The sequence below is a fragment of the Streptomyces sp. ALI-76-A genome, assembly GCF_030287445.1.
Lineage (GTDB): Bacteria > Actinomycetota > Actinomycetes > Streptomycetales > Streptomycetaceae > Streptomyces.
Genome location: NZ_JASVWB010000002.1, coordinates 6,666,834 through 6,693,405 on the forward strand (window position 1 = coordinate 6,666,834; position 26,572 = coordinate 6,693,405).

A 26,572-nucleotide genomic window follows, 5' to 3' on the forward strand; every position below is an offset into this window, starting at 1 on the left:
CTCGATCATGTCGAGGACGACAAAGCGTGGGAGGTACCCGTGAGCAGCACCCTCTTCCGGACGAAGAAGGTCGAGCAGTCCATCCTCGATACCGAGGAACCCGAGCACGCGCTCAAGAAATCCCTGTCCGCGCTCGATCTGACCATCTTCGGCGTCGGTGTCATCATCGGCACCGGCATCTTCGTCCTGACCGGCACAGTCGCCAAGAACAACGCCGGTCCCGCCGTGGCCCTGGCCTTCGTCGTGGCCGGAGTCGTCTGCGCGCTCGCCGCGCTCTGCTACGCCGAGTTCGCCTCCACGGTCCCGGTGGCCGGCTCCGCGTACACGTTCTCGTACGCCTCCCTCGGCGAGCTGCCCGCCTGGATCATCGGCTGGGACCTGGTCCTGGAGTTCGCGCTCGGCACGGCGGTGGTCGCCGTCGGCTGGTCCGGCTACATCGCCTCGCTGCTGGACAACGCGGGCTGGCACCTGCCGGAGGCGCTCAGTGGACGGGAGGGCGCCGACGGCTTCGGCTTCGACATCCTCGCCGCCGCCCTCGTCCTGGTGCTCACCGCCATCCTCGTGGTCGGCACGAAGCTCTCCGCGCGGGTCACCGCCGTCGTGGTCGCCATCAAGGTGACCGTCGTCCTCGTCGTGATCATCGCCGGTGCCTTCTTCGTCAAGGGTGACAACTACGACCCGTTCATCCCGAAGGCGCAGGACGTGCCGGCGGGCGACGGTCTGCAATCCCCGCTCATCCAGCTGATGTTCGGCTGGGCCCCCTCCAACTTCGGCGTGATGGGCATCTTCACCGCCGCCTCGGTGGTGTTCTTCGCCTTCATCGGCTTCGACGTCGTCGCCACGGCCGCCGAGGAGACCCGCAACCCGCAGCGGGACATGCCCCGCGGCATCCTCGGCTCCCTCCTCATCTGCACCACGCTGTACGTGGCGGTGTCGGTCGTCGTCACCGGCATGCAGCACTACACCCGGCTGTCCGTGGACGCCCCGCTCGCGGACGCGTTCAAGGCCACCGGCCACCCCTGGTACGCGGGCTTCATCAGCTTCGGCGCCGCCGTCGGCCTGACGACCGTGTGCATGATCCTGCTGCTCGGCCAGACCCGCGTCTTCTTCGCGATGAGCCGCGACGGGCTGCTGCCGCGCTTCTTCTCCCGCGTCCACCCCCGGTTCAAGACCCCGCACCGGCCGACGATCCTGCTCGGCGTGATCATCGCGATCGTCGCCGGGTTCACCAGCCTGAGCGAACTGGCCGAACTGGTGAACATCGGCACGCTGTTCGCCTTCGTGGTCGTCGCGTTCGGCGTCCTCATCCTCCGCAGGACCCGTCCCGACCTGCACCGGTCGTTCCGCACCCCGTGGGTGCCCTTCATCCCGATCCTGTCGGTGGCCGCCTCGCTGTGGCTGATGCTGAACCTGCCGGCCGAGACCTGGCTCCGGTTCGCCATCTGGATGGCGATCGGCATCGTCGTGTACTTCCTCTACGGCCGCGGCCACAGCCGTCTCGGACGGCAGGAGACGGCCACGGCGGGCCAGGCCGGGAAGGGACCGAACGGGCCCGCGGAGTAACCGGCGGGAGCGACTCGGGGGCGGTGGTACCGGCGTGCGGCCGTCAGGACGGCCGCACCGCGCGCGGTCCCGCCACCTCCGCCCCCAGCGCACCGACCCTTCGCCTGAGCTCACGATCGGCCGTGACGACCAGGACGGGCCGCTCGCCGGCCCGCGCCACCAGCTCGACCATGTGGTCGTCCCCGCTGCCGGGCGCGGTCTCCACCCGTACGCCCGGCACCGACTCCACTCCCCGGGCCGCCCCCTCGACGACCAGCACCAGCTCCAGCGGTCCGGCGCGCCCCGGCACACCGTCCACCGCGAGCCGGTCCCGCAGCCGCTCCGCGGCCCCCCGCCGATCGCGCCACCACCCGTCAGGCACCGACCCGACGACGTTCGCAGCGTCCACGATCACCAGCAGCGGGGCGTTGACGTCCATGGGGCCAGGGTGCCACGCCGAAACCCGAACGGGACGACGGCTCCCGCCAGGTGGGGCCCGCGAGGGGCCGCTGCGACCTCCGGCAGCCGCGCCGCGCCCCCGGCCCGGCAGCCCGTCGGCCGTCCCGCCACGGCCGGAGCCGTTCGCCGTCCCTCAGCCGCCGCGGCCGGCGGGGCCCCGTACGGCCTCAGCCGTCCCCCCGTCACCCCTTCGGCGGCTCCTCGAAGCTGGCGAAGTACGCGGCGGCCATGTCCTCGTCGGCGTGGCCCTGGGCCGCGGCGCGTTCCAGGCGGTCCGCGCCGGCGGCCGCCAGGTCGAGCCGGACGCCGTGCTGTTCACCCGCCCGGACGATGAGCCGGGCGTCCTTGGCGGCGGTGGACACCGCGAACTGGGCGGGCGTCAGCCGGTCGTCGAGGACGAGTGCGGCCTTGGCACGCAGGTAGCCCATGTCGAGCGGGCCGCCGGCGATGACGTCGAAGAAGCTCTCCGGATCCACCCCGAGCGCCTGGGACAGGGCCAGCACCTCACCGACGGCCCCCGTGGCGGCGATGACCCAGCTGTTGGCCACCAGCTTCAGCCGGGTGGCGCTGCCGTCGGAGCCGTCCTCGCCGGTCCACACCGTGCGGGCGCCGACCGCGTCCAGGACGGGCGCCACCGCCTCGCGGTGCGCGCCGGGCCCGGCGGCCAGGACGAGCAGCTGGCCGGCCTCGGCGGGCTGACGGGTGCCCAGCACCGGCGCGTCGAAGAAGACCAGCCGGTGCGCGCGGGCGAAGGCGGCCAGTTCGCCGATCGCCTCGGTGCCCGCGGTCGTCGACTGCACCCAGGCGGTCCCCGGGCGCAGCGCGTCGGCGGCCTCGCGCATCACGTCGAGGACGGCGGGACCGTCGTACAGCATGGTCAGTACGGCGTCGGCGCCGCGGACGGCCTCGGCGGGGGTGCCGGTGACGGTGACGCCGTCGGCGGTGAGGGGTTCGGCCTTGGCGCGGGTGCGGTTCCAGGCCCGGACGGTGTGTCCGGCGCGGGCCAGGTTGCGGGCCATCGCGGCCCCCATGATCCCGGTGCCCAGAACGCCTACGGTGAGGGTGTCGGTCATGATGGCGGTCTTCCTGTTCTTCCGCGGTTCCGGTCGCCGCGGGACCGTGCCCGCCGCTGTGGACCAGCCTGCCCCGTCGGGTCCCGCCGCGCCGACGGGGCGGTGGCGGTCCGGCCGGAACCGATGGCCGCGGCCGTGTCCGCCCGGCCGCGGGAGCGAGTGCCCGATACGCGAGGTTCCGCACCCGCGGCCCGTCCGGAGAACAGCGCCGGCGGCTCGACGAGCGGGGCCGCAACGCGTCGTGTCCTGGCCGCCGTTTAAAGTGAACCGGTGAACGGCGACTGGCTCATACGCGGCCGCGACGGCCGGCTCAGTGTCTATCTGCCCGCGGGCGACGCCGTCCTGTGCCGGGCCGAGCGCGCATCCGGCGGACCGTGGGAAGCGCCCCGCCGTGTGGGCGGCGACCAGAAGCTGCACCCCGTGCTCGCGGTCGGCCAGGGCGACGACTGCTACGCCCATCTGGTCTCCTGGCGCCCCACCAGACCCGGCGAGTCCGGCCTGGTGCACACGACCCACTTCCGTCCCCGCCTCGCGGCCCTCGACTGGACCCCGATCGGCCATCCCGACAGGACGGGCGCACGGACCGGCACGCCCGCCGTCGCGGTCGACGCCCAGGGCCGCGCCCATGTCTTCGTCCGGAACAAGGGCGGTGGCGTGAGCATGCTCGGCCAGAAGGAGAAGGGCGGCTGGGGCCCCTGGCGCGACCTGAAGGGGAGTGAGGCGGAGGAGGACCTGGCGGCCGTGACGGGGGAGTCCGGACGCGTCGAGCTGTACGCGGCCGCCCCCGGCGCGATCCTGCACTGGCGGCAGGAGGAACCGGGTGCCCAGCCGGTCCTGGAGGAGGCGATCGAGGCCCCGGTCCGCCCCGGCACGCTGCGCGCCCTCGCCACCTCCCCGGAGAGCACCACCCTCTTCTACACGGACACCTCCGGCGACCTGTGCGCCTGGCGCCCCGGTGCCAAGCCCCTCACCCTGCTCGCCTCCGCCGGACCCGGTCCGGTCTCCGCCGTACGCTGTGAACTCGACGGCCACGACTGCACGTTGCTCGCCCAGCGCTCGGCGAGCGGCCGGGTCGCCTTCGCCGCGTATCCCACCGAGCAGGAGTCGGCCGGTGCCTGGTGGACCGAGTCGGGGCCCCAACTCCCCGTGGACGCCGAGGTGTCGCTGGCCGTCGACGAGGACGACCGGGTGGTCGCGGCCACCCTCTCCCCGGCCACCGGACACCTGCTGCTGACCCGCCGCAAGGACGAGCCGGGCCTGGCCCTGGAGGCCTGGCGGCCGGTGTGACGCCCTGGGTTCCGCACGGCGGGACCGAGGCGCGGCGCCCTGGTCTCAGGCGTCAGAGACCAGGGACACATGAAACACGCAGAGGGTTGTATGGGCGTGTGCGTGACAAGGGGCACGTCTGCGCACTGTGGTGAAAAGGGGAAAATCCTTGCTAGCCTCCCTGCGTTTGTTCGAATGATCGGGAGACCGACGTAGACCGGCACCCGGCCCAGGCCGGAAACGGGGTTGGGAATGTTGTCGTGAGCAGATCCTCCACGGTGGATCTTGTCGTTGTCGGACTCGGTTACGTGGGGCTGCCGTTGGCCCGTGCCGCCGCCGGCGCGGGTCTGAAGGTGGTCGGTCTCGACCGGAGCCGACGCGTGGTCGACGGACTCAACGCCGGCCGTTCGCACGTGGACGACATCACCGACGCCGAGGTCGGCGCCATGCTCGGCCAGGGCTTCGAGGCGGTCGACCGGCCCGAGGTCATCGCCGACGCCGCCGCCGTCGTCGTGTGCGTCCCCACCCCGCTCACCGACCACGGCGCCCCCGACCTCGGCGCGGTGCACGCCGCCGTGGACGACATCGCCGCGCACCTGCGTCCCGGCACGCTCGTCGTGCTGGAGTCGACCACCTACCCCGGCACCACCGACGAGGTCGTCCGCCCGCGCCTGGAGGCCGGCGGCCTGCGCGTCGGCACGGACTTCCACCTCGCCTTCTCCCCGGAGCGCATCGACCCGGGCAACGCCTCCTTCGGCCTGGAGAACACCCCGAAGGTGGTCGGCGGCATCACGGCCGACTGCACCAAGGCCGCCCGCACCCTCTACGAGCGCTTCGTGCACCGGGTCGTCGAGGCCAAGGGCACCCGCGAGGCCGAGATGGCCAAGCTGCTGGAGAACACCTACCGGCACGTCAACATCGCCCTCGTCAACGAGATGTCGATGTTCTGCCGGGAGATCGGCGTCGACCTGTGGGACGCGATCCGCTGCGCCTCCACCAAGCCCTTCGGCTTCGCGCCCTTCTACCCGGGCCCGGGCGTCGGCGGTCACTGCATCCCGATCGACCCCAACTACCTTTCCTACAAGGTCCGTTCGCTCGGCATCCCGTTCCGGTTCGTGGAACTCGCGCAGGAGATCAACCAGCGCATGCCCGTGCACGTCGTGAACCGCGCGGCCGATCTGCTCAACGACCAGGGCAAGGCCGTCCGCGGCTCCCGCGTCCTGCTGCTCGGCGTGACCTACAAGCCGGACATCTCCGACCAGCGGGAGAGCCCGGCCCTGGCCGTGGCGGAGCACCTCCTCGCACGCGGCGCCGACCTCGTCTACTTCGACCCGCGCGTCGAGGACTGGAAGGTCGGCGGCGAGAGCGTGCGTCGGGTGGACGACTACCTCGCCGCGGCGGAGTCCGCCGACCTCACCATCCTGCTCCAGTCGCACCGCGAGATCGATCTGTCGGTGCTCGCCGACCGCGCCCGGGCGCTCTTCGACACCCGGGGCAAGTCCGCCGACCACCCGCGGGTGGTCAAGCTGTGACTTCCGAGGACACCTTCATACCCGCGGCCGTCGACTCCGGTGGCCATCGAGGCCACCGCAAGCGCAGGCACCTGAAGGTCTCGTACTTCGTCTTCCTCGGCCTGGCCGCGCTGATCGCGACCCGGCTCGACGCCGGCTCCCTGCACCTGTACTCGATGGGGGCCATGGGCCTGCTGGGCCTGAAGATGTTCGGCGCCCTCTTCTACCGTCCGGCCAAGGCCGGGCGGGAGGAACTGGAGTACCTGGAGAACGCCTGGGTCACCGCGGTCATCCCGATCTACAACGAGGACCCGGTGATGTTCGAGCAGGGCATGCGCAGCCTCCTCGCGCAGAGCCGCCTGCCCAACGAGATCCACATCATCGACGACGCCAGCGCCAGCGACTCCGGCATCCGGACGGCGAAGAAGATCCGCCGCGAGTTCGAGGCCAGGGGCGTCAAGTACACGGTCAGCGTGCAGCCCGAGAACAAGGGCAAGCGCGAGGCCCTCGCCCTCGGCTTCGAGGCCGCCCCGTACTCCGACATCTTCCTGTGCGTCGACTCGGACACCGTCCTGTCCCGGGACACCGTCCGCGAACTGCTGCTCCCGCTGGCCGACGAGAAGATCATGGCCTCCACCGGCATGGTCCTCGCGCTCAACCACGACAGCAACATCTTCACGCGCCTCCAGGACCTGCGCTACGGCAACTCGTTCCTCTTCGAGCGGGCCGCCTACTCCCGCCTGAAGTCGGTCCTGTGCTGCTGCGGCGCCCTGTCGGCCTACCGCGGCACGCTGGTGCGGAAGTACCTGCCGGACTTCCTGAACCAGCAGTTCCTGGGCAAGCCGGCCGTCTTCGGCGACGACCGCCGCATGACCAACTACTGCCTGATGGAAGGCCAGGTGGTCTTCCAGGAGACCGCCGTCGGCTACACGGCCGTCCCGGAGAAACTGCCGCACTTCCTGCGCCAGCAGGTCCGCTGGAACAAGTCGTTCTTCCGTGAGTCCCTGTGGGCCTTCCGGCACCAGAAGAAGTACCGGCCCGCCTTCTGGCTGACCTGCATGGAACTGGCGCTGTGGCTGGTCTTCGGCTCGGCGATGTTCTACTCGATGGTCATCCTGCCGATCATCAAGCCGGAGCAGTTCGTCAACCACATCGGCGACTACCTGATCTTCATGGTCCTGATGGGGTACCTGCGCAACGTCCGGTACCTGGACTTCCCGCGCCGCGGCATGGGCTTCGTCAAGCGGTTCGGCATGTTCCTGCTCGCGCCGATCTACGGCGTGATCCAGCTGACCCTGCTCACCCCGCTGCGCTTCTACGCCCTCTTCACCCTCCACAAGGGCAGTTGGGGCACCCGGCAGGGCGGCGTCGAGGTGTCCGTGGCCGGCGATCACGAGGCCGACGTGACGGAGATCTTCGAGGAAGAGGACCCGTACTCGGACAAGAAGGTCACCGAGACACTCCAGCTGATGCGCCTGGAAGGCGTGGCCCTGCGCACCCGGCCCCGTCCCTCCGGCGGGATCCCCACCCAGCCGCAGCCGCTGCCCGGCTACGACGAGCAGCACGCGCACGTGCCCCAGCAGCCCGTCTCCTGGGGGACGCCGGCCCCGGCCGGACAGCAGCAGTGGCAGGGGGGCGGGCATCACGACCCGTACCAGCAGCAGCGACCGGGCTACGACGCCCCGTACCCCCAGCAGCAGGGCGGCGGGTACGGGGACCAGTCCTGGCAGCAGGGCCAGGGCCAGGGCCCGGGCCAGGGGCACGGGCAGGGCTGGTAGGCGGACACAGACGCGGAAGAGGGGCGGCCGGTACCGGCCGCCCCTCTTCCCGTCGCCGGGCCTCACGTGTAGGAGGCCATCGCCTCCTCGACGGTGAGCACCGGGATGCCCCGGTCGTCGATCGCCTTCATCAGCGCGGTGAGACCGGCCTTGCCGATCTCCGTGCTGGTCGCCGGAGCGCCCTCGACCACCTTGTGCAGGCACAGGATCAGCCAGTCACCGCTGTTGGCGCAGCGGTCGAGCCGGCCGCCCGCGCCGGTCACCTTGGACAGCGCGGTGCCGCCGATGCCCGTACCGTCGTTGATGCCGGTCAGCGCCTTGAGGCGGTACGGCATCGCCGGGGCGAAGGACTCGATGGTCTCGGAGATGATCGACCGGGCCGTGGTGAAGTGCCGGCTCGCGATCTGGTCCACCGGGACGCCGTCCGACGTCTTCTGGAACGCCCCGTGCGGATAGGCGAAGTGCTCGCTGGAGAAGCCGTTGCCCACCAGCCACTCGCGCAGTTTGCGGAAGTCCTCGTCGGCCTGCTCCGCGGTGAGCTTGGGATAGCTGGCGGTGTGGGTGGCGTTCGCGTAGGAGTGCCCGGCCATCTCCCAGCCGGAGAAGTCCTGCATCGACCGCATCTGGCCGACCGTCAGGAAACTGCCGGTGCCGATCGCGTCCGCGATGTTGTAGACCGTGCCCGAGTAGCCGTACTGGTCCATCACCGGGCGGGCCAGGTCGTGGATCGACTTGTGGGAGTCGTCGAAGGTGATGGAGACGACGCCCTTCGGGAAGACCGAGGCGGTGTCCGGTATCAGCTCGACGGCCTGGAGGCGGTAGGTCACCGGGCCGCCCGCGTTGTCGTACACGGCGAACGACATGTCGGTGATGCCGGTCTTCGTGGACGGCGTGCCGGCGGCGGAGAGCGCGTACGTGCCGGCCGCGCCGGTGACGTCGGCCCACTGGAGGTGGACCGTCACCCACTCCCCGGACTGGACGTAGTTGGCCGCCGTGCCGGAATGCGCGTGGAACGTCCAGGCGAAGTGGTTCGCGAGGGAACCGCTGCCCGCGTAGAAGACGAGTTTGGACAGGTTGGCCACGTCGTCGACCCGGAAGACCAGCCGGATCATCTTGTCGGTGAGGTTCAGCGCGGGCATGCCGGTCTTGCGGACGTAGGACTGCTTGCCCGTGCCGTTGGTGGTGACCCGGACCGACTGCGTCCCGCGGACGAAGACGGACGGATCGTTCGCCTCGGCCGACGCGGTGCCCACGCCGCCCGGAGTCCAGCCGTGCCCGGCCTGGAACTGCTGGGACCAGGTGGCCCGGCGGTACTTGGGGCGGCGCCCCGACGGCGCGTAGGCCGGGGGTGTGGTGAGGCCGCCGATGGCCGCCGCGGCCGCCGCCGGGGCGGCCGCGGGCTGCGCCGCCACCGAACCCAGCCAGGCACCGCCGCCCGCCAGTGCCACGCCTCCCGTGCCGCCCATGAGCAGCGCGGCGCGCCGGCTCAGTCGGCCGTCCCGGCCGCGGTGTTGCTCCTTGCTCAACGAGACTCCTGAACGGTGTCGAAGTAGTTCATGCCATGGTCGCTGTATTCCTTCACCGCCGCGTCGACCTCCTTGACGGAGAGCACGTCCTCGGCGTTGTAGTACAGCCAGTCGATCTTCATGTCCCAGGCGCGGTCGCCCTTGAACGGCAGGTCCACGAACCAGTGGTTGAAGTTCACGGACATGCCCGAGCGCGGGGCGTACTTCCCGCTGCTGGAGAAGAGCTTCCGGCCGTCCATGCGGTAGGTCACCGTGTCGTCCTCGACGGTGATCATCATGGTGTGCCAGCCGGCGAGGCTCTTGTTCGTGGTGCTGTAGACGCGGTCGTTCTTCTCGTGGTCGTACCAGGTCACCGTGTCGAGCTTGGGGCCCAGCCGGCCCCAGCCGCCGTTGGGCATGTACTCGTTGTCGAGTTCGCTGTACGTCTTCCCGCGGCCGCCGATGGTGTAGAAGGTCTGGTTGACGTGGTCGCCGCCCTCGCCCTCGGCCGGATCGTCGCTGAAGTGGATCCGGGCGGCGTAGGTGCCGTCGCGGAACTCGCTGCTCGCGGTGCCCAGGCTCGCCTGTTCGGTGCCCGACTCGGTGCCGTCGGTGGCGGCGCGCAGGTTCAGCACCTGGCCGTCGCCGAGCGAGTCCTTCCCGGCGGGGAACGTGACCCCGTCGGCCGTCCAGGTGTCCTCGATGCCGGGGCCGCCCTTGCTGCTGCGGACCAGCCAGCCGTGCTTGAACAGCGCGGGGTCCTTGGCGCCGACGTAGTGGAAGTTGTCGAACAGCACCCCGGGCGGGGCGGCCGGCAGGGGAGCGGGTGCCGTGGCGGCCTTGGCCGACGCGCCCTTCTCGCCGTCCCCGCCGGGTTCGTCGCCCCACTTGAGGACGCCCCGCTGGTAGGCGGTGACCGTCTTCGACTCCTTGTAGGCGGTCTTCTCCGCGTCGAAGGAGCGGTCGTCGGACTGCTTCAGTTCCTTGTGGTCGGCGCGGTACAGCTGGACGTCGATGCCCTTGCTGTTGGCGCCCGGCTTCAGGGTGCCGGCGTCCTCGGTGAACCGCAGTTCCAGGTAGTGGTCGGCGTCCTCGGCGGGGTCGTCGAGCCGGGTCACCGTCCCGGCGATGTGCGAGCAGCCGACGGCGGCCTGGACGCAGTTGTAGGCGTACGCGGAGTCCCCGTCCGCGGTGAAGTAGTACCGGAGCGTCACGTCGGCGAGCGGCAGCGGCTTCTTCGACTCGTTGAGCACTTCGAGCGACGGCCTGGCCACCGCGGCGGTGGCCGGGGTGTCGGTGCGGTACCGGACCACCAGTTCCGGCGGGTCCGGGTTCGCCGCCTTCCACACGGGGTACAGCGCCGTGGCCCCGGCGGCGACCACGCAGATCAGGAGCAGCAGCCTGATCTTGGGCCAGACCCGACGTCGGGGTGGGCGGCGGCGGGTGGACGCCACGGTGGGGACTCCTTCGCACGGCGCTGACGGCTCGTGGGTCGGAACCGGTCAGGGCAAACGTCTTGCAGGGTAAACAAGTGGTCGGATTGTGTGAGGATCCTATCCGCCGTGGCATGCGAAAAGGGGGTGGAACGCATGGATCGTTACCATGCGCACCACCCCCCTCAGGGGTGTCGCGTTACGCCGGGACGCTCGCCACGCCCGGTGCCAGGAACTTCTTGCCGTTCACGCGCTCGGAGACGCCCTCGCGGTCCAGGTACGGCGTGATGCCGCCCAGGTGGAAGGGCCAGCCCGCACCGGTGATCAGGCACAGGTCGATGTCCTGGGCCTCGGCGACGACGCCCTCGTCGAGCATGAGGCCGATCTCCTGCGCCACCGCGTCCAGGACGCGCGCGCGGACCTGCTCCTCGGTGAGGACGGTGTCGCCCTGCTGGAGCAGCGCGGCGACCTCCGGGTCCAGCTCCGGCTTGCCGCTGTCGTACACGTAGAAGCCGCGCTTGCCCGCCTTGACGACGGCCGCGAGGTTCGGGGAGACCGTGAAGCGGTCCGGGAACGCCCTGTTGAGCGTCTCCGAGACGTGCAGGCCGATCGCCGGGCCGACCAGCTCCAGCAGGACCAGCGGGGACATCGGCAGACCCAGCGGCTCCACCGCCTTCTCCGCCACCTCGACCGGGGTGCCCTCGTCGATGACGTTCTGGATCTCGCCCATGAAGCGGGTGAGGATGCGGTTGACGACGAACGCCGGGGCGTCCTTCACCAGGACCGCCGTCTTCTTCAGCTTCTTGGCGACGCCGAACGCGGTGGCCAGGGAGGCGTCGTCGGTCCGTTCGCCCCGGACGATCTCCAGCAGCGGCAGGACGGCGACGGGGTTGAAGAAGTGGAAGCCCACGACCCGCTCGGGGTTCTTCAGCTTCGACGCCATCTCGCTGACCGAGAGGGACGAGGTGTTGGTGGCGAGGATCGCGTGCGCCGGGGCGACCGCCTCGACCTCCGCGAACACCTGCTGCTTGACACCGATCTCCTCGAACACGGCCTCGATGATGAAGTCCGCGTCGGAGAAGCCCTCGGCCTTGTCCAGGACACCGCTCACCAGCGCCTTGAGGCGGTTGGCCTTGTCCTGGTTGATCCGGCCCTTGCCGAGCAGCTTGTCGATCTCGGCGTGGACGTACCCCACACCCTTGTCGACGCGCTCCTGGTCGATGTCGGTCAGGACGACCGGCACCTCCAGGCGGCGCAGGAACAGCAGCGCGAGCTGCGAGGCCATCAGGCCGGCGCCGACGACACCGACCTTGGTGACCGGACGCGCCAGCGACTTGTCCGGCGCGCCGGCCGGACGCTTGGCGCGCTTCTGCACCAGGTTGAAGGCGTAGATGCCGGAGCGCAGTTCACCGCCCATGATCAGGTCGGCGAGGGCCTGGTCCTCGGCGTCGAAGCCCTGCTGGAGGTCGCCGTTCTTCGCGGCGGCGATGATGTCGAGCGCGCGGTAGGCGGCCGGAGCGGCCCCGTGCACCTTGCTGTCCGCGATGAAGCGGCCCTTGGCGACGGCCTGGTCCCAGGCCTCGCCGCGGTCGATCGCCGGACGCTCGACGACGATCTCGCCCCTGAGGACGGAGGCCGTCCACAGCAGCGACTGCTCCAGGAAGTCCGCGCCCTCGAACAGGGCGTCGGCGATGCCCAGTTCGTAGACCTGCGCGCCCTTGAGCTGCTTGTTCTGGTTGAGCGAGTTCTCGATGATCACCGAGACGGCCTTGTCGGCGCCGATCAGGTTGGGCAGGATCGTGCAGCCGCCCCAGCCGGGGACCAGGCCGAGGAAGACCTCGGGCAGCGAGAAGGCGGGCAGCGCCGCGGACACCGTGCGGTACGCGCAGTGCAGGCCGACCTCGACACCGCCGCCCATGGCCGCGCCGTTGTAGTACGCGAAGGTCGGGACCCCGAGACCGGACAGGCGCTTGAAGACCTCGTGGCCGCCCTTGCCGATGGCGAGCGCGTCCTTGTGCTCCTTCAGCAGCTCGACGCCCTTGAGGTCGGCGCCGACCGCGAAGATGAACGGCTTGCCGGTGATGCCGACACCGACGATCTCGCCGGCCGCGGCCTCCTTCTCCACCTGGTCGATCGCGGTGTCGAGGTTCGCGAGGGACTGCGGGCCGAAGGTGGTCGGCTTGGTGTGGTCCAGGCCGTTGTCGAGGGTGATCAGGGCGAAACGGCCCGCACCGAACGGCAGGTCCAGGTGACGTACGTGGGCCCGGGTCACTACCTCGTCCGGGAACAGCTCGGCCGCACCCTTCAACAGCTCAGCGGTGGTGCTCACTTGTCGCCTCCGGCGTCCTTGTGGTGCGGGTTCTCCCAGATCACCGTGGCGCCCATGCCGAAGCCGACGCACATGGTGGTGAGGCCGTAACGGACCTCCGGCTGCTCCTCGAACTGGCGGGCCAGCTGTGTCATCAGCCGGACGCCGGAGGAGGCCAGCGGGTGACCGTAGGCGATGGCGCCGCCGTACTGGTTGACGCGCGCGTCGTCGTCCGCGATGCCGTAGTGCTCCAGGAAGGCGAGCACCTGGACCGCGAAGGCCTCGTTGATCTCGAAGAGGTTGATGTCCTCGATCGACAGGCCGGCCTTGGCGAGGGCCTTCTCCGTCGCCGGGATCGGGCCGTAGCCCATGACCTCCGGCTCGACGCCCGCGAAGGCGTAGGAGACCAGGCGCATCTTGACCGGGAGGCCGTTCTCGCGGGCGAACTCCTCGGAGGCGATGATCGAGGCGGTGGCACCGTCGTTCAGACCGGCCGCGTTTCCGGCGGTGACCCGGCCGTGCACGCGGAACGGGGTCTTCAGGCCGGCCAGGTTCTCCAGCGTGGTCCCCGGGCGCATCGGCTCGTCGGCGGTGACCAGGCCCCAGCCCGTCTCACCGGCCTCCGCGTTGGTGCGGCGCACCGAGATCGGCACCAGGTCGGCCTGGATCCTGCCGTTGGCGTACGCCTTGGCGGCCTTCTCCTGCGAGCGCACGGCGTACTCGTCGGCGCGCTGCTTGGTGATCGTCGGGTAGCGGTCGTGCAGGTTCTCGGCGGTCATGCCCATGAACAGGGCGGACTCGTCGACCAGCTTCTCGCTGACGAACCGCGGGTTCGGGTCCACGCCCTCGCCCATGGGGTGGCGGCCCATGTGCTCCACGCCACCGGCGATGACGGCGTCGTACGCGCCGAAGGCGATCGAGCCGGCCGTGGTCGTCACGGCGGTCAGGGCGCCCGCGCACATGCGGTCGATGGAGTAGCCGGGGACCGACTGGGGGAGACCGGCGAGGATGCCGGCCGTACGGCCCAGCGTCAGGCCCTGGTCGCCGATCTGCGTGGTCGCGGCGATGGCGACCTCGTCGATCTTCTTCGGGTCGAGACCGGGGTTGCGGCGCAGCAGCTCCCGGATCGCCTTCACGACGAGGTCGTCGGCACGGGTCTCGTGGTAGATGCCCTTCGGGCCCGCCTTGCCGAACGGGGTACGGACGCCGTCGACGAAGACGACATCCCTGACGGTACGAGGCACGATGGCTCTCCTCCAGATGCGGGACGGCACTGCTGCGATGCGCTGAGCGCGCGCTCAGAACCCATGCTACTTGTGGGTAACACAGCTGCACAGCCCCCTCGCCCGGAGCGGCGAAGGTCACACCTTCGGAGGAGCCGTCGAACCCCGGGGAGTGAGCACCGGAGTCGGCACCTGATGCGACCCGGGCCCCTCTCCCGTGATCACCCCGAACAGGGTCCGCGCCGCGTCCGCCCCGAACCCGTGCACGTCGTGGCTCATCGCCGACAGGGGCGGGTGCGTGATCCGGCACAGCTGGGAGTCGTCCCAGGCGAGCAGGGAGACGTCGTCCGGCACGCCCAGCCCCATCTCCGCCGCCACCGCCAGCCCCGCCACCGCCATGATGTCGTTGTCGTACACGATGGCCGTCGGCCGGTCCGGGGGTGCCGCCGTCAGCAGTGACCGGGTGGCCCGTGCCCCCGCCTCGCCGGAGTAGTCCGTGGCCACCTGCCAGGCCCCGGCCAGCTCCAGGGCGCGGGCGGCCTCGTCGAACGCGGCGGTACGGGTCGAGGTGTGGCCGAGCGCCGCCGCGCCGCCGACCCGGGCGATCCGCCGGTGCCCGAGCGCCGCCAGGTAGTGCACGGCCTCCCGCACGGCCGTGGCGTCGTCGGTCCACACGGAGGTGAGGCCGCCGGTCAGCGAGGGGTGCCCGACAGCCACCACCGGCATCCCGAGCCGCTCGACCGCGGCCACCCGCGGGTCGTCCGCGCGGAAGTCGACGAGGATCGACCCGCCGACCTGCCGCCCCCGCCACCAGGACTCCTGAAGCCCGGCCTCTTCCTCGACGTGCCGGACCAGCCGGAGGAGCAGCCCGCAGGAGTGCTCGATCAGGACGCTCTCCACGCCGGAGATGAACTCCATGTAGAAGGGTTCGAGCCCCAGCTGCCGGGCGGGCCGGCAGATCGCCAGCCCCACCACGTCCACCCGCGATCCGGCCAGTGTCCGGGCGGTCGGGCTCGGCGCCCAGCCCAGCTCCCGCGCCGCCCGGAAGATCCGGTCCCGGGTCGCCTCCGACACTCCCGGCTTGTGGTTGAAGGCGAGGGACACGGCACCCTTGGACACGCCGGCGAGCGCGGCGACGTCCTTGATGGTGACGCGGGAGGTCGTCATCGGTGGGGCTCCATGCAGTACAGGGCCGAGCGGGCCCGCCCGGCGTCCGGAGTCTGCCAGCCCCGCACGCCGATGGTCACGCGTTCGCCGGGCAGCAGCGTGACAAGCCCCCGGTCGGCCCGCGCCGCCGGCTCCAGCCGGTCCGCCTGGAGCAGCAGGTCCCGCACGAGGGTGCGGGCCGTCACCTCGATGCCGCCCGGCACGAGCGCGACCTCGAACTCCGGCCGCGGATAGGGGATCTCGCGGTCCGGCACCGGGAAGTACAGGGCCCGCGGCGCTGCCCCGCCGACGACCTCGTCCGCACGGGGGGACCCCACCGCGTCCACGACCAGGAACTCCTTCGGGCCGACGGGCTCCAGCTCCCTCGGCACCGCGAAGTCGGCCACGGACCGGCCCTCGGCGGTGAGCGCCACGCTCGCCGTACCGATCACCAGCCCCTCCACGGACATCCGCCGCAGTGCGAGCGTGCCGGACCACACCGCGGCCGACTGGTTGACGGCGGCCAGCACCAGCCCCCGCTCGCTGGGCCGGAGCGTCAGCAGCCGGTCCGCGTACAGGCGCTTCAGCTCGTGGTACAGCGGCTTCTCCCGCCCGTCCCCGTCGATCGCCGCCCAGGAGGTCACCGGCCAGCAGTCGTTGAGCTGCCAGACGATCGTCCCCGCGCACACCGGCCAGTGCGACCGCCAGTGCTCGATCCCGGCGGCCACGGCTCGCGCCTGGTTCACCTGCGTGAGGTAGTGCCAGCGGTCGAAGTCCCCCTCGGGCAGGGCGAAGTGGCGGGCGAGCCCGCGCTCCAGCTTGCCGTTGCCGTCTTCGGCCTTCTGGTGGTGCAGCATGCCGGGGGAGTCGGGCGTGAGCTCCTCACCCGGCAGCGCGCGCCGCAGCGTGGCGTGGGCGGGCGGCGCCTGCCAGCCGAACTCGGCGACGAACCGCGGCACATGGAGCCGGTAGTCGGCGTAGTCCGCCCCGTTCCACACCTCCCACGAGTGGTGCGTGCCGTGCGCCGGATCGTTCGGATGGTGCTCCCACGACCCGGACCAGGGACTGCCCGCCGCGTAGGGCCGCGTCGGGTCCAACTCGGCCACCACCCGCGGCAGTACGCCCAGGTAGTACCCCTCGCCCCAGGAGTCCCCGGCCAGCCGCTGCTCCCAGCCCCAGTCCTTGAAGCCCCACAGGTTCTCGTTGTTGCCGTTCCACAGCGCCAGCGAGGGGTGCGGCATCAGCCGTACGACGTTCTCGCGGGCCTCGGCCTCCACCTCGCCGCGCAGCGGCTGCTCCTCCGGGTAGGCCGCGCACGCGAAAGGGAAGTCCTGCCAGACCAGCAGACCGAGTTCGTCGCAGGCGTCGTAGAAGTCGTCGCTCTCGTAGATGCCGCCGCCCCACACGCGGACGAGGTCCACCCCGGCGCCGGCCGCCTGCCGCAGCCGCTCGCGGTAGCGTTCCGGGCCGATCCGGGAGGGGAACACGTCGTCCGGGATCCAGTTCACGCCGCGCGCGAAGAGGCGTTCACCGTTGACGACGAAGGTGAAGCCGGAGCCGTGCGCGTCGGGCCGGCGGTCCAGCTCGACGCTCCGGAAGCCGATCCGGCGCCGCCACACGTCCAGCGCCCGGTCGCCGTGCAGCAGCGTCACCTCGACGTCGTACAGCGGCTGTTCGCCGTAGCCGCGCGGCCACCACCGCCGCACGTCGGGCACCTCCAGCCGTACCGTCCCGGTCGCCCCGTCGATCTCGGCGCGCGCCCGCACCCCGTCGATCGTCGCCTCGGCGACCAGCGGTGCCTCGACCCTGGCCCGCTCCACCTCGATGGCCAGCTCGACCCGCCCCAGGCCGCCTTCGACGGTCACCAGGGGGCGCACGCACGAGATCCGGGCCGTCGACCACCGCTCCAGCCGCACCGGCCGCCAGATCCCGGCCGTCACCAGCGTCGGGCCCCAGTCCCAGCCGAAGGAGGCGGCCATCTTGCGGATGTACGGGAAGGGCTCGGCGTACGCGGCGGGCCGCTCGCCCAGCTTCCCGCGCACGGCCTCCGCCTCGGCGTACGCGGAGACGAACCGCACCGACAGCCGTCCGCCGAGGCCGGTCACGTCGAAGCGGTACGAGCGGTGCATGTTCCGCGTCCGGCCGAGGAGCCGGCCGTCGAGCAGGATCTCGGCCGCGGTGTCGAGACCGTCGAAGACCAGGTCGGCCTGCTCGTGCCCGTCGGTCGCCGCGAGGTCCCGCTCGTACGTCCACTCCCGCCGCCCCACCCACGCGACCTCGGTCTCGGCCAGCCCGAGGAAGGGGTCCGGGATCACCCCCGCCGCCAGCAGGTCGGTGTGCACGCAGCCCGGCACCGAGGCCGGGAGCGCGTCCTCGTCGTGCTTCAGGATCCATCCCTCGGTGAGCGGTGTGGCCTCCAGCATGCACACTCCCTAAACCGTTTCAGTCCGGGGCGCCGGAACCTTTCGGCAGCCTTGGCGAAATAGGGACTTTACCGGTTAAGAAACCACTGTCAGAGTGCCGAATCAGCCAACCCACTCGTGCTCGTCCGTCCCACGAACGGAGCTGACGCACATGAACCGCCGCCCCATCCTCGCCCTGGCCCTGGGCGCCGCCCTGCTGATCCCCGGCTGCACCGGCACCGGAGGCACCGCGAAGGGTGCCGACGCCGACGCGCCCGACGACCCCTCGAAGGTCGGCGGAAGCATCACGGTCCTCACCCAGCGGACCGACCTCGTCGCCGACGGCACGATGAAGAAGTACGCCGCCGCGTTCAACAAGACCTACCCGAAGGTCAAGGTCGAGTTCGAGGCCCTCACCAACTACGAGACCGAAGTCAAGATCCGTATGAACACGGAGAACTACGGCGATGTCCTGATGATCCCCGCGATCATCAAGAAGGACGACTACCCGAGGTTCTTCGCGTCCCTGGGCACCCAGCGGGAGCGCAGCGAGAAGTACCGGTTCACCGGCTTCACCACGGTCGACGGCAAGGTCTACGGCCAGAGCCCGATCGGGGTGATCCCCGGCTTCGTCTACAACAAGCGGGTCTGGGCCCAGGCCGGCGTCACCGACTGGCCCACCACCCCCGCCGCGTTCCTCGACGGCCTCGAGGCGATCAAGTCCAGGACGGACGCGGTGCCCTACTACACCAACTTCGCCGCCCAGTGGACGCTGTCGCAGTGGACGTCCGTCAACGGCTCGGTCGGCTGTGACCCCCAGGGGACCACGAAGCTCGCCGAGGGCGACCCATGGGCGAAGGGCGCGGACCTGCGCGTCGGCGACACGCTCCTGTACGACATGGTGCGCCGGGGACTGACCGAGAAGGACCCGACGACCACCAACTGGGAGGAGTCCAAGCCCCGGCTGGCCAAGGGCGAACTCGCCACCCAGTGGCTCGGCACCTGGGCGATCATCCAGTTCCAGGACGCCGCCCGGAAAGCCGGGGCGAACCCGGACGACATCGGGTTCATGCCCTTCCCGGCCCAGGCCGACGGCAGGTTCTGCGCGGTCGTCTCACCCGACTACAACCAGGCCGTCAACGTCCACTCCGACAACAAGCCCGCCGCCCGCGCCTGGGTCGACTGGTTCACCGAGAAGTCCGGCTACGACAAGGACAACCTGGCCATCTCGCCCCTCGACGACGTCCCCCTGCCCGAGGTCCTGAAGCCGTACGAGACCGCGGGCGTCAAGCTGATCGAGCTGGACGACACCCAGGGCGCCAAGGTCAAGCTGATCGACAACCAGTCCGAAGTCGGCATCTACGCCCCGGAGTACCGCCAGGACCTGGTCGACCTCGCCCGCGGCGCGAAGAAGGGCGACCTGGACGACTTCTTCGCCGATCTCGGCAAGCGCTGGACCGAGACACAAGCGAACCTGGGGTCCTGATGGCGGACACCACCGAGAAGGCGGCCTTCCCGGCCGTCGCGGGGGCGGGGCCCGCCGCCCCCGCCCCGGCCCCCGCCCCGCGCCGGGCACGCGTCCGGCGCGGGGTCACCCCGTGGCTCTTCCTGCTCGTCCCGCTGGCGCTGCTGCTCACCTTCACCTACGCGCCGATCGTCAACATGGCGGCGTACAGCTTCACCGACTGGGACGGGGTGAGCCCCGAACTGCGCTACACGGGCGTCGAGAACTACACGGAGATCTTCACCCGGGAGGACCTCTTCCGGGTCTTCTTCGTCAGCGGCTACTACCTCGCCGCCTCCGCCGTCCAGATCGTCGCCGCGCTCTACTTCGCGACCGTCCTGAGCTTCAATGTCCGCTTCCGGAACTTCTTCAAGGGCGTGCTCTTCTTCCCGTACCTGATCAACGGGGTGGCGATCGGCTTCGTCTTCCTCTACTTCTTCCAGGACGGCGGCACCCTCGACTCGGTGCTCGCCCTGTTCGGCCTCCACACCGACCACGCCTGGCTGGGCACGTCCGTCTCCGCGAACACGTCCCTCGCCGGTGTCTCCCTCTGGCGCTACCTGGGCCTGAACTTCGTGCTCTTCCTGGGCGCGATCCAGTCCATCCCCGGGGAGCTGTACGAGGCGGCCGAACTGGACGGGGCCAACCGCTGGCACCAGTTCCGCCACATCATCGCGCCGGGCATCAAACCGGTGCTGACACTGATGGTGATCCTCTCCATCTCGGGCTCCCTGTCGGCCTTCGAGATCCCGTACATCATGACCGGCGGGGCGACGGGCACCGAGACCTTCGTGATCCAGACGCTGAACCTGGCCTTCCGGTTCAACAAGACGGGGCTCGCCTCGGCCGCCGCGATCGTGCTGCTGCTGATCATCCTGCTGGTGACCTGGGTGCAGCGGCGCCTGGTCCCCGACGACAAGGTGGACCTCGTATGACACGCCGTGCCGTGGCCCGCGCGCTGGTGTACCTCTCGCTGATCGCCGCGACCCTGGTCGTGCTGCTCCCGCTCACGGTGGTCCTGCTGACCTCGTTCAAGACCTCTGAGGAGATGGCGGCCGGCGGCGGCGCGCTGAGCCTGCCCGACAACCCGTTCAACCTGAGCAACTACGTGGCCGCGTTCCAGGACGGCCGGATGCTCTCGGCGTTCGGCAACACCGCCGTGATCCTGGTGTTCTCCATCGGGGGCACGGTCCTGATCGGCTCGATGACGGCGTACGCCATCGACCGCTTCACGTTCCGCCTGAGGAAGCTGGTGGTCGCCCTCTTCCTGCTCGCCGCACTGGTCCCCAGCGTGACCACGCAGGTCGCGACCTTCCAGATCGTCAACAGCTTCGGGATGTTCGACTCGCTGTGGGCGCCCATCGCCCTCTACATGGGCACGGACATCGTCTCGATCTACATCTTCCTTCAGTTCGTACGGTCCATCCCGGTCTCGCTGGACGAGGCGGCCCGTCTGGACGGCGCCAACGCGTTCACGATCTACCGCAAGGTCATCTTCCCCCTGCTCAAACCGGCGATCGCGACGGTAGTGATCGTGAAGGGGATCACCGTCTACAACGACTTCTACATCCCGTTCCTCTACATGCCGTCCGAGGATCTTGGCGTGATCTCGACGTCGCTGTTCCGCTTCCGCGGCCCGTACGCGGCCCACTGGGAGACGATCTCGGCAGGAGCGGTCCTGGTGATCCTGCCGACCCTGATCGTCTTCCTCAGCCTGCAGAAATTCATCTACAACGGCTTCACGCGGGGCGCGACCAGATGAGCCGCCCGAGCCGCCCCGCGCCTCGCGGCCCCTCGGTGATCCGCACGGCCCGCTAGGCGGACAGCGCGGCCACCAGCACCGGCGTCACCTGCTCGACCTGCCACGGCCGGGCCCCGTACCCCGCGAGCGCGGCCCCCACCGACTCGGCGCCGACCACGGGAGGCGGCTCCCAGCAGACCCTCCGCACGGTGTCCGGCGCGATCAGGTTCTCCTGCGGCATGTTCAGCTGCTCGGCCAGCGTGGACACCGCCGCCCGCGCCGCCGTCAGCCGGGCCGCGGCCTCCGGGTCCTTGTCGGCCCAGGCCCGCGGCGGCGGCGGCCCCGTCACCGCCTGTCCCGGCTGCGGCAGTTGGGCGTCGCTCAGCGCCTTCGCCCGGTCGACCGCCGCCTGCCACTGCTCCAGCTGGCGCCGGCCCATCCGATGCCCGAACCCGTTCAGCGCGGCGAGTGCCTGCACGGTGGCCGGAACGGCGAGCGCCGCCTCGACGATGGCCGCGTCGGACAGCACCTTGCCCGGCGACACGTCCCGCCGCTGGGCGATCCGGTCCCGGGTCTGCCACAGCTCACGCACCACCGCGAGCTGCCGGCGGCGCCGCACCTTGTGCATGCCGGAGGTCCGCCGCCAGGGATCCTTGCGCGGCTCCGGCGGCGGGGCCGAGGCGATCGCGTCGAACTCCTGCTGCGCCCACTCCAGCTTGCCCTGCCGGTCCAGCTCCTTCTCCAGCGCGTCCCGCAGGTCGACGAGGAGCTCCACGTCCAGTGCCGCGTAGCGCAGCCAGGGCTCGGGCAGCGGCCGGGTCGACCAGTCGACGGCCGAGTGCCCCTTCTCCAGGACGAAGCCCAGCACGCCCTCGACCATCGCGCCGAGGCCCACCCGGGGGAACCCGGCGAGCCGGCCGGCCAGCTCGGTGTCGAACAGTCGCGTGGGGACCATGCCTATCTCCCGCAGGCAGGGCAGGTCCTGGGTGGCGGCGTGCAGCACCCACTCGACGCCGGACAGCGCCTCACCGAGCCCCGACAGGTCGGGGCAGGCCACGGGGTCGATCAGCGCGCTGCCCGCGCCCTCGCGGCGCAGCTGCACCAGATAGGCGCGCTGTCCGTAGCGGTAGCCGGACGCCCGCTCGGCGTCGACGGCCACGGGGCCGGAGCCGGCGGCGAACGCGGCGATCACCCCGGCGAGCGACTCGTCGTCGGCGATCACGGGCGGAATGCCCTCGCGGGGCTCCAGTAGAGGGATCGGCGCCTCCGTCACAGCAGATCCGCCGTCGTCCGGAGGAGCGCCTCCGGTGGTTCGCAGTGAAACGTCTGCTGCGGTCTCTTGGGCGTCGGTCACATGTCAAGGGTATCCGTGTATGGACAGCGCCTGCCGACGGAACGTTCCGTCGGCAGGCGCCTGGGGGTCGTAAACCAGTCAGCTCGGTGAAAGATCCGGTTCACGGCGGGGGATGCGCGCACGCGGATCAGCGGGCGATCCGGTTCGCGTCTGTGAAGGGCGAGGGTCAGTGGATGATCCCGGTACGCAGGGCCACCGCGACCATTCCGGCGCGGTCGCCCGTGCCGAGCTTGCGGGCGATACGGGCGAGGTGGCTCTTGACGGTCAGTGCGGACAGGCCCATCGAGACGCCGATCGCCTTGTTGGACTGGCCTTCCGCGACCAGTCTCAGCACCTCGACCTCACGGCCGGACAGTTCGCGGTAGCCGCCCGGGTGACTCGGGGCACCCGGGGGGCGGCGGTGCATACGGGCGGCGGCGGCGCCGATGGGGGCGGCACCCGGTCTGGTGGGGAGCCCGAGGTTGGTACGGGTGCCGGTGACGACGTAGCCCTTGACTCCGCCCGCGAGCGCGTTGCGCACGGCGCCGATGTCGTCGGCGGCGGACAGGGCGAGCCCGTTGGGCCAGCCCGCGGCGCGGGTCTCGGACAGGAGGGTGAGGCCGGAGCCGTCGGGCAGGTGGACGTCGGCGACACAGATGTCGCGGGGGTTGCCGATGCGGGGACGAGCCTCCGCGACGGACGAGGCCTCGATCACGTCGCGCACACCGAGCGCCCACAGGTGACGGGTGACGGTGGAGCGGACGCGGGGGTCGGCCACGACCACCATGGCGGTCGGCTTGTTCGGGCGGTAGGCGACCAGGCTTGCGGGCTGCTCGAGGAGAACGGACACCAGGCCTCCTGGGTGGGGGACGGGGCCGGCTTGTGGGGAGCAAGCCGGGACGAACCGTACTGTCAAGGTCACAGTCGTCTTCGGCATCAAACCCGTCCGCCTTTAGAGAATGATCACGATCTAGTGAGTAACAATCCGTGCAATTCGGACACGCGATCGATCACCCGAAGATCGAACGGTTTCGTCCTTTGTCGATAAGCGGCCGAAAGTGGCCGTATCGACAAAGTGACGGACCGTCGTGAAGGGCGGAAGAAGCCGCCGCGGACAGCGAAGGCAGGGGGTGCTCAGCGGGCCTGCGGGTCCCGGCGCTGCGGCAGGGTCACCACCGACGCGTCGCCCGGACCGGCCGGCGGCAGGCCCGCGACCTGGGCCAGCAGATCGCACCAGGACGCCAGGTGCGCCCCGGTGTCCGGGACACCGCCCAGTCCCTCGCGGGGCGTCCAGGAGGCCCGGATCTCGATCTGCGAGGCGGCCGGACGCTCGGACAGCCCGCCGAAGTAGTGGGAGCTCGCCCGCGTGACCGTGCCGCTCGGCTCGCCGCACGCCAGCCCCCGCGCGGTCAGCGCTCCGGTGAGCCAGGACCAGCAGACGTCGGGCAGCAGCGGATCGGCGGCCATCTCGGGCTCCAGCTCCGCGCGCACCAGCGTCACCAGCCGGAAGGTGCCCCGCCAGGCGTCGTGCCCGGCCGGATCGTGCAGCAGCACCAGCCGGCCGTCGGCCAGGTCCTGGTCGCCGTCGACGACCGCGGCCTCCAGCGCGTACGCGTACGGAGCCAGCCGCTGCGGCGCCGGGGTCGGCTCCACCTCGATCTGCGGTCGCAGCCGCGCCGCTCTCAGCGCCTCCACGGCGGCCCGGAAGGGCGGGGGAGCCGACCTGCTCGGATGCCCCATGTCCTCCTCGGTGTCCTTCGCGTCGTCCATTCCGCCAGCGCCGTCCGACAGTCGTCCCTGAGCCGCAGCCATGCGGGGAAGGTTAAGGGGAACGGGGGCCTCGTGCAGGGAGGGACACCCTGTTGCCCCGGGTCGGGCTCGCCGCGGGGCCCCGGCGCCGACGGCCACCCACCCGGCCCGGCCGCCGTGCGTGCCGTGCGAGACTTGCCGTCGTGAGTGCCAACGACCGCCCCTCGGGCAAGCAGCCGACCGCCACGTACGACTCCGCCTTCCTCAAGGCATGCAGGCGTGAGCCCGTGCCGCACACCCCCGTGTGGTTCATGCGGCAGGCCGGGCGCTCACTGCCGGAGTACCGCAAGGTCCGCGAGGGCATCCCGATGCTCGAGTCCTGCATGCGGCCCGAACTGGTCACCGAGATCACCCTCCAGCCGGTGCGCCGGCACAACGTGGACGCCGCGATCTACTTCAGCGACATCGTCGTCCCGCTCAAGGCCATCGGCATCGACCTCGACATCAAGCCCGGCGTCGGCCCGGTCGTCGAGAGCCCGATCCGCACCCGCGCCGACCTCGACCGGCTGCGTGACCTGACCCCGGAGGACGTCTCCTACGTCACCGAGGCCATCGGCCTGCTGACCCGGGAACTCGGCCCGACCCCGCTCATCGGCTTCGCCGGCGCGCCCTTCACCCTCGCGAGCTACCTGGTCGAGGGCGGCCCGTCCCGCACCTACGAGAACGCCAAGGCGATCATGTACGGCGACCCCGAGCTGTGGGCCGACCTGCTCGACCGTCTCGCCGACATCACGGCCGCGTTCCTCAAGGTGCAGATCGAGGCCGGCGCCTCCGCCGTCCAGCTGTTCGACTCCTGGGTCGGCGCCCTCGCTCCGGCCGACTACCGGCGCTCCGTCATGCCCGCCTCCGCCAAGGTGTTCCGGGCCGTCGCGGAGTACGGCGTGCCGCGCATCCACTTCGGGGTCGGCACCGGCGAACTGCTCACGCTCATGGGCGAGGCCGGCGCGGACGTCGTCGGCGTCGACTGGCGGGTCCCGCTGGACGAGGCCGCCCGTCGGGTCGGCCCCGGCAAGGCGCTCCAGGGCAACCTCGACCCGACCGTGCTGTTCTCCTCCACCGAGGCCGTCGAGACCAGGACCCGGGAGGTCCTCGACGCCGCCGCGGGCCTGGAGGGCCACATCTTCAACCTCGGGCACGGCGTCATGCCGGCCACCGACCCGGACGCGCTGACCCGGCTCGTGGAGCACGTCCACACGCACACCGCGCGCTGACCCGGGCGGCCGTTTCCCTTCCCCGCTCACCGGACGTGCCGCGCGCGCCTGCCGAACAGCAGGCCGCGCGGCTCCGGCGGCGGAGGCGTGCCCGGCTTGAGCGGCCAGGCCAGCAGCATGCCCGCGAGGAAGCCGACGATGTGCGCCGCGTACGCCACCGTGCCGGCGGCGGACACGCCCTCGCCGGACGAGTACAGCGCCTGGAGCACGAACCAGAAGCCCAGCACCAGCCAGGCCGGCAGCCTGAGCGGCAGGAAGACCAGGAACGGCACGAGCACCCACACCCTGGCCTTCGGGTACAGCACCAGGTAGGCGCCCAGGACGCCCGCGATGGCCCCGGACGCGCCGATCAGGGGGTCGCCCGAGTCGGCGTTCAGGAGCGCGAACCCGTAGGACGCCGCGTAGCCGCAGACCAGGTAGAACAGCGCGAACCGCACGTGCCCCATGCGGTCCTCGATGTTGTTGCCGAAGATCATCAGGAACAGCATGTTGCCCAGCAGGTGCAGCCAGCCGCCGTGCAGGAACATCGCGGTGAGGACGGACAGTTCGGGCGACTTGTCGTAGCCCGGCGGGCCGACCACACAGCCCGGTCCCTGCGCGCCCACCCCGACGTCGCCCGTGGGCACGAGCCGCGGCATCCGATGGTGGATCAACTCCTGCGGCACCGCCGCGTACTGGTCCAGGAACGCCTGGAGATGGCACAGCTGGGCCAGGCTGCTGTCGCCCGCCACGGAACCGGACAGTCCGGGCATGAACAGGAACACGAGGACGTTCACGCCGACCAGCGCGTAGGTCACCACGGGGGTGCGGCGCGCGGGATTCACGTCATGGACGGGGATGACCACACGGTAGATGTGCCCGCGATCCGGGCGGCGAATCGGTGAACGCCGTCGTCAGCCCGTGCGTATGTCTCCTCAACCGCCCGCGGCACGGGGAAGGCGGGTCGCGGGGACGACGTGAGGAACAGGCGATGAACGACCGAGTTACTCCTCCTATGCATGCTCTGCCCGACGGTGAAGCCGAGATCTCGCTGGTCCTGCGGCTGCCCTGGGAGGACGTGGCGCGGCTGGGCCAGGAGGCCGGACGGCTGGCCTCGCAGATGCAGCGGCCGGTGACGCTGGACGAGGCGGTGAGCCACCGGCTGCGGTCCGCGCGGCCCGCCGCGCACGCGAAGCCGGCGGGGGAGCAGCCGCCGCCGGTGACGATGACGAGCAGCGCCTCGGTGTCGTCGCTGCCGCCGCGGCCCCCGGCGGACCAGGCGCGGCAGGCCATCGAGAGGATCAACGGGACGGCTTAGCGCCGGCAGACGGGAGCGCGAGGCGGACCGC

At 71.0% G+C, this 26,572-nt stretch carries 21 protein-coding genes; 9 read left to right on the forward strand and 12 right to left on the reverse strand.

Annotated elements, in window-relative coordinates; genetic code table 11:
- Positions 1 to 39 precede the first annotated feature (39 nt).
- Positions 40 to 1,563: an amino acid permease gene (locus QQS16_RS30685; RefSeq protein ID WP_286065293.1), complete on the forward strand. Its 1,524-nt coding sequence runs from the start codon at positions 40 to 42 to the stop codon at positions 1,561 to 1,563.
- Between the two features lie 43 nt (positions 1,564 to 1,606).
- Here QQS16_RS30685 and QQS16_RS30690 read toward each other — a convergent pair whose 3' ends face one another.
- Together QQS16_RS30690 and QQS16_RS30695 are read right to left on the reverse strand one after the other, a co-directional pair.
- A complete protein-coding gene (locus QQS16_RS30690) occupies positions 1,607 to 1,981 on the reverse strand; it encodes a PIN domain-containing protein (RefSeq protein ID WP_286065294.1) in 375 nt (124 codons plus the stop codon).
- A gap of 202 nt (positions 1,982 to 2,183) precedes the next feature.
- On the reverse strand, positions 2,184 to 3,074 hold the full coding sequence (locus QQS16_RS30695) for an NAD(P)-dependent oxidoreductase (RefSeq protein ID WP_286065295.1): 891 nt from the start codon (positions 3,072 to 3,074) through the stop codon (positions 2,184 to 2,186).
- A gap of 270 nt (positions 3,075 to 3,344) precedes the next feature.
- On the opposite strand from QQS16_RS30695, the gene QQS16_RS30700 reads away from it, so the two are divergent.
- The 3 genes from QQS16_RS30700 (at position 3,345) to QQS16_RS30710 (ending at position 7,629) form a co-directional block, all read left to right on the forward strand.
- Positions 3,345 to 4,361: a PLL family lectin gene (locus tag QQS16_RS30700; protein WP_286065296.1), complete on the forward strand. Its 1,017-nt coding sequence runs from the start codon at positions 3,345 to 3,347 to the stop codon at positions 4,359 to 4,361.
- Between the two features lie 239 nt (positions 4,362 to 4,600).
- Positions 4,601 to 5,872 (forward strand): nucleotide sugar dehydrogenase, encoded by a 1,272-nt coding sequence (locus QQS16_RS30705; RefSeq protein ID WP_286065297.1) that lies wholly within the window; start codon positions 4,601 to 4,603, stop codon positions 5,870 to 5,872.
- Positions 5,869 to 7,629, forward strand: a complete 1,761-nt coding sequence (locus tag QQS16_RS30710; RefSeq protein ID WP_286065298.1) for a glycosyltransferase — start codon at positions 5,869 to 5,871, stop codon at positions 7,627 to 7,629. The genes QQS16_RS30705 and QQS16_RS30710 overlap by 4 nt, the downstream gene beginning before the upstream one ends.
- 62 nt (positions 7,630 to 7,691) lie before the next feature.
- Here QQS16_RS30710 and QQS16_RS30715 read toward each other — a convergent pair whose 3' ends face one another.
- The 6 genes from QQS16_RS30715 to QQS16_RS30740 form a co-directional block, all read right to left on the reverse strand.
- On the reverse strand, positions 7,692 to 9,155 hold the full coding sequence (locus QQS16_RS30715) for a polysaccharide deacetylase family protein (RefSeq protein WP_286065299.1): 1,464 nt from the start codon (positions 9,153 to 9,155) through the stop codon (positions 7,692 to 7,694).
- Positions 9,152 to 10,588 (reverse strand): cellulose binding domain-containing protein, encoded by a 1,437-nt coding sequence (locus tag QQS16_RS30720; protein ID WP_286065300.1) that lies wholly within the window; start codon positions 10,586 to 10,588, stop codon positions 9,152 to 9,154. Before QQS16_RS30720 ends, QQS16_RS30715 begins: the two co-directional genes overlap by 4 nt.
- Before the next feature lie 178 nt (positions 10,589 to 10,766).
- Positions 10,767 to 12,896 (reverse strand): 3-hydroxyacyl-CoA dehydrogenase NAD-binding domain-containing protein, encoded by a 2,130-nt coding sequence (locus tag QQS16_RS30725; RefSeq protein WP_286065301.1) that lies wholly within the window; start codon positions 12,894 to 12,896, stop codon positions 10,767 to 10,769.
- On the reverse strand, positions 12,893 to 14,119 hold the full coding sequence (locus tag QQS16_RS30730) for a thiolase family protein (protein WP_286065302.1): 1,227 nt from the start codon (positions 14,117 to 14,119) through the stop codon (positions 12,893 to 12,895). Before QQS16_RS30730 ends, QQS16_RS30725 begins: the two co-directional genes overlap by 4 nt.
- Positions 14,120 to 14,236: 117 nt before the next feature.
- Positions 14,237 to 15,265 (reverse strand): LacI family DNA-binding transcriptional regulator, encoded by a 1,029-nt coding sequence (locus QQS16_RS30735; RefSeq protein ID WP_286065303.1) that lies wholly within the window; start codon positions 15,263 to 15,265, stop codon positions 14,237 to 14,239.
- Positions 15,262 to 17,667 (reverse strand): glycoside hydrolase family 2 protein, encoded by a 2,406-nt coding sequence (locus tag QQS16_RS30740; protein WP_286065304.1) that lies wholly within the window; start codon positions 17,665 to 17,667, stop codon positions 15,262 to 15,264. The genes QQS16_RS30735 and QQS16_RS30740 overlap by 4 nt, the downstream gene beginning before the upstream one ends.
- Before the next feature lie 151 nt (positions 17,668 to 17,818).
- Here QQS16_RS30740 and QQS16_RS30745 point away from each other — a divergent pair, with 151 nt between their 5' ends.
- From QQS16_RS30745 to QQS16_RS30755, 3 genes are read left to right on the forward strand one after another with little or no spacing between them, the layout of a single operon-like run.
- Positions 17,819 to 19,132 (forward strand): ABC transporter substrate-binding protein, encoded by a 1,314-nt coding sequence (locus QQS16_RS30745; protein ID WP_286065305.1) that lies wholly within the window; start codon positions 17,819 to 17,821, stop codon positions 19,130 to 19,132.
- Positions 19,132 to 20,085, forward strand: coding sequence for a carbohydrate ABC transporter permease (locus QQS16_RS30750; RefSeq protein ID WP_286065306.1), 954 nt, complete (start codon positions 19,132 to 19,134; stop codon positions 20,083 to 20,085). The genes QQS16_RS30745 and QQS16_RS30750 overlap by 1 nt, the downstream gene beginning before the upstream one ends.
- Complete coding sequence (locus tag QQS16_RS30755; protein WP_286065307.1) at positions 20,082 to 20,912, forward strand: carbohydrate ABC transporter permease; 831 nt, start codon at positions 20,082 to 20,084, stop codon at positions 20,910 to 20,912. The genes QQS16_RS30750 and QQS16_RS30755 overlap by 4 nt, the downstream gene beginning before the upstream one ends.
- Before the next feature lie 52 nt (positions 20,913 to 20,964).
- Here QQS16_RS30755 and QQS16_RS30760 read toward each other — a convergent pair whose 3' ends face one another.
- The 3 genes from QQS16_RS30760 to QQS16_RS30770 all read right to left on the reverse strand — a co-directional run bounded on the left by QQS16_RS30760 (position 20,965) and on the right by QQS16_RS30770 (position 24,036).
- The gene (locus QQS16_RS30760) at positions 20,965 to 22,245 is read right to left on the reverse strand and encodes a ribonuclease D (RefSeq protein ID WP_286065308.1); all 1,281 of its coding nucleotides are present in this window, start codon (positions 22,243 to 22,245) and stop codon (positions 20,965 to 20,967) included.
- A 166-nt stretch (positions 22,246 to 22,411) separates the two neighbouring features.
- Positions 22,412 to 23,074 (reverse strand): response regulator transcription factor, encoded by a 663-nt coding sequence (locus QQS16_RS30765; protein ID WP_123992183.1) that lies wholly within the window; start codon positions 23,072 to 23,074, stop codon positions 22,412 to 22,414.
- 284 nt (positions 23,075 to 23,358) lie between these two features.
- Entirely contained in the window at positions 23,359 to 24,036 is a 678-nt protein-coding gene (locus tag QQS16_RS30770) for a DUF3000 domain-containing protein (protein WP_286065309.1), read from the reverse strand.
- 140 nt (positions 24,037 to 24,176) lie between these two features.
- Here QQS16_RS30770 and hemE point away from each other — a divergent pair, with 140 nt between their 5' ends.
- Complete coding sequence (gene hemE / locus QQS16_RS30775) at positions 24,177 to 25,244, forward strand: uroporphyrinogen decarboxylase (RefSeq protein ID WP_286065310.1); 1,068 nt, start codon at positions 24,177 to 24,179, stop codon at positions 25,242 to 25,244.
- Between the two features lie 26 nt (positions 25,245 to 25,270).
- Here hemE and QQS16_RS30780 read toward each other — a convergent pair whose 3' ends face one another.
- Positions 25,271 to 26,089, reverse strand: coding sequence for a rhomboid family intramembrane serine protease (locus QQS16_RS30780; protein WP_286065311.1), 819 nt, complete (start codon positions 26,087 to 26,089; stop codon positions 25,271 to 25,273).
- A 125-nt stretch (positions 26,090 to 26,214) separates the two neighbouring features.
- Here QQS16_RS30780 and QQS16_RS30785 point away from each other — a divergent pair, with 125 nt between their 5' ends.
- A complete protein-coding gene (locus QQS16_RS30785; RefSeq protein ID WP_286065312.1) occupies positions 26,215 to 26,541 on the forward strand; it encodes a hypothetical protein in 327 nt (108 codons plus the stop codon).
- The last annotated feature ends 31 nt before the right edge of the window (positions 26,542 to 26,572 follow it).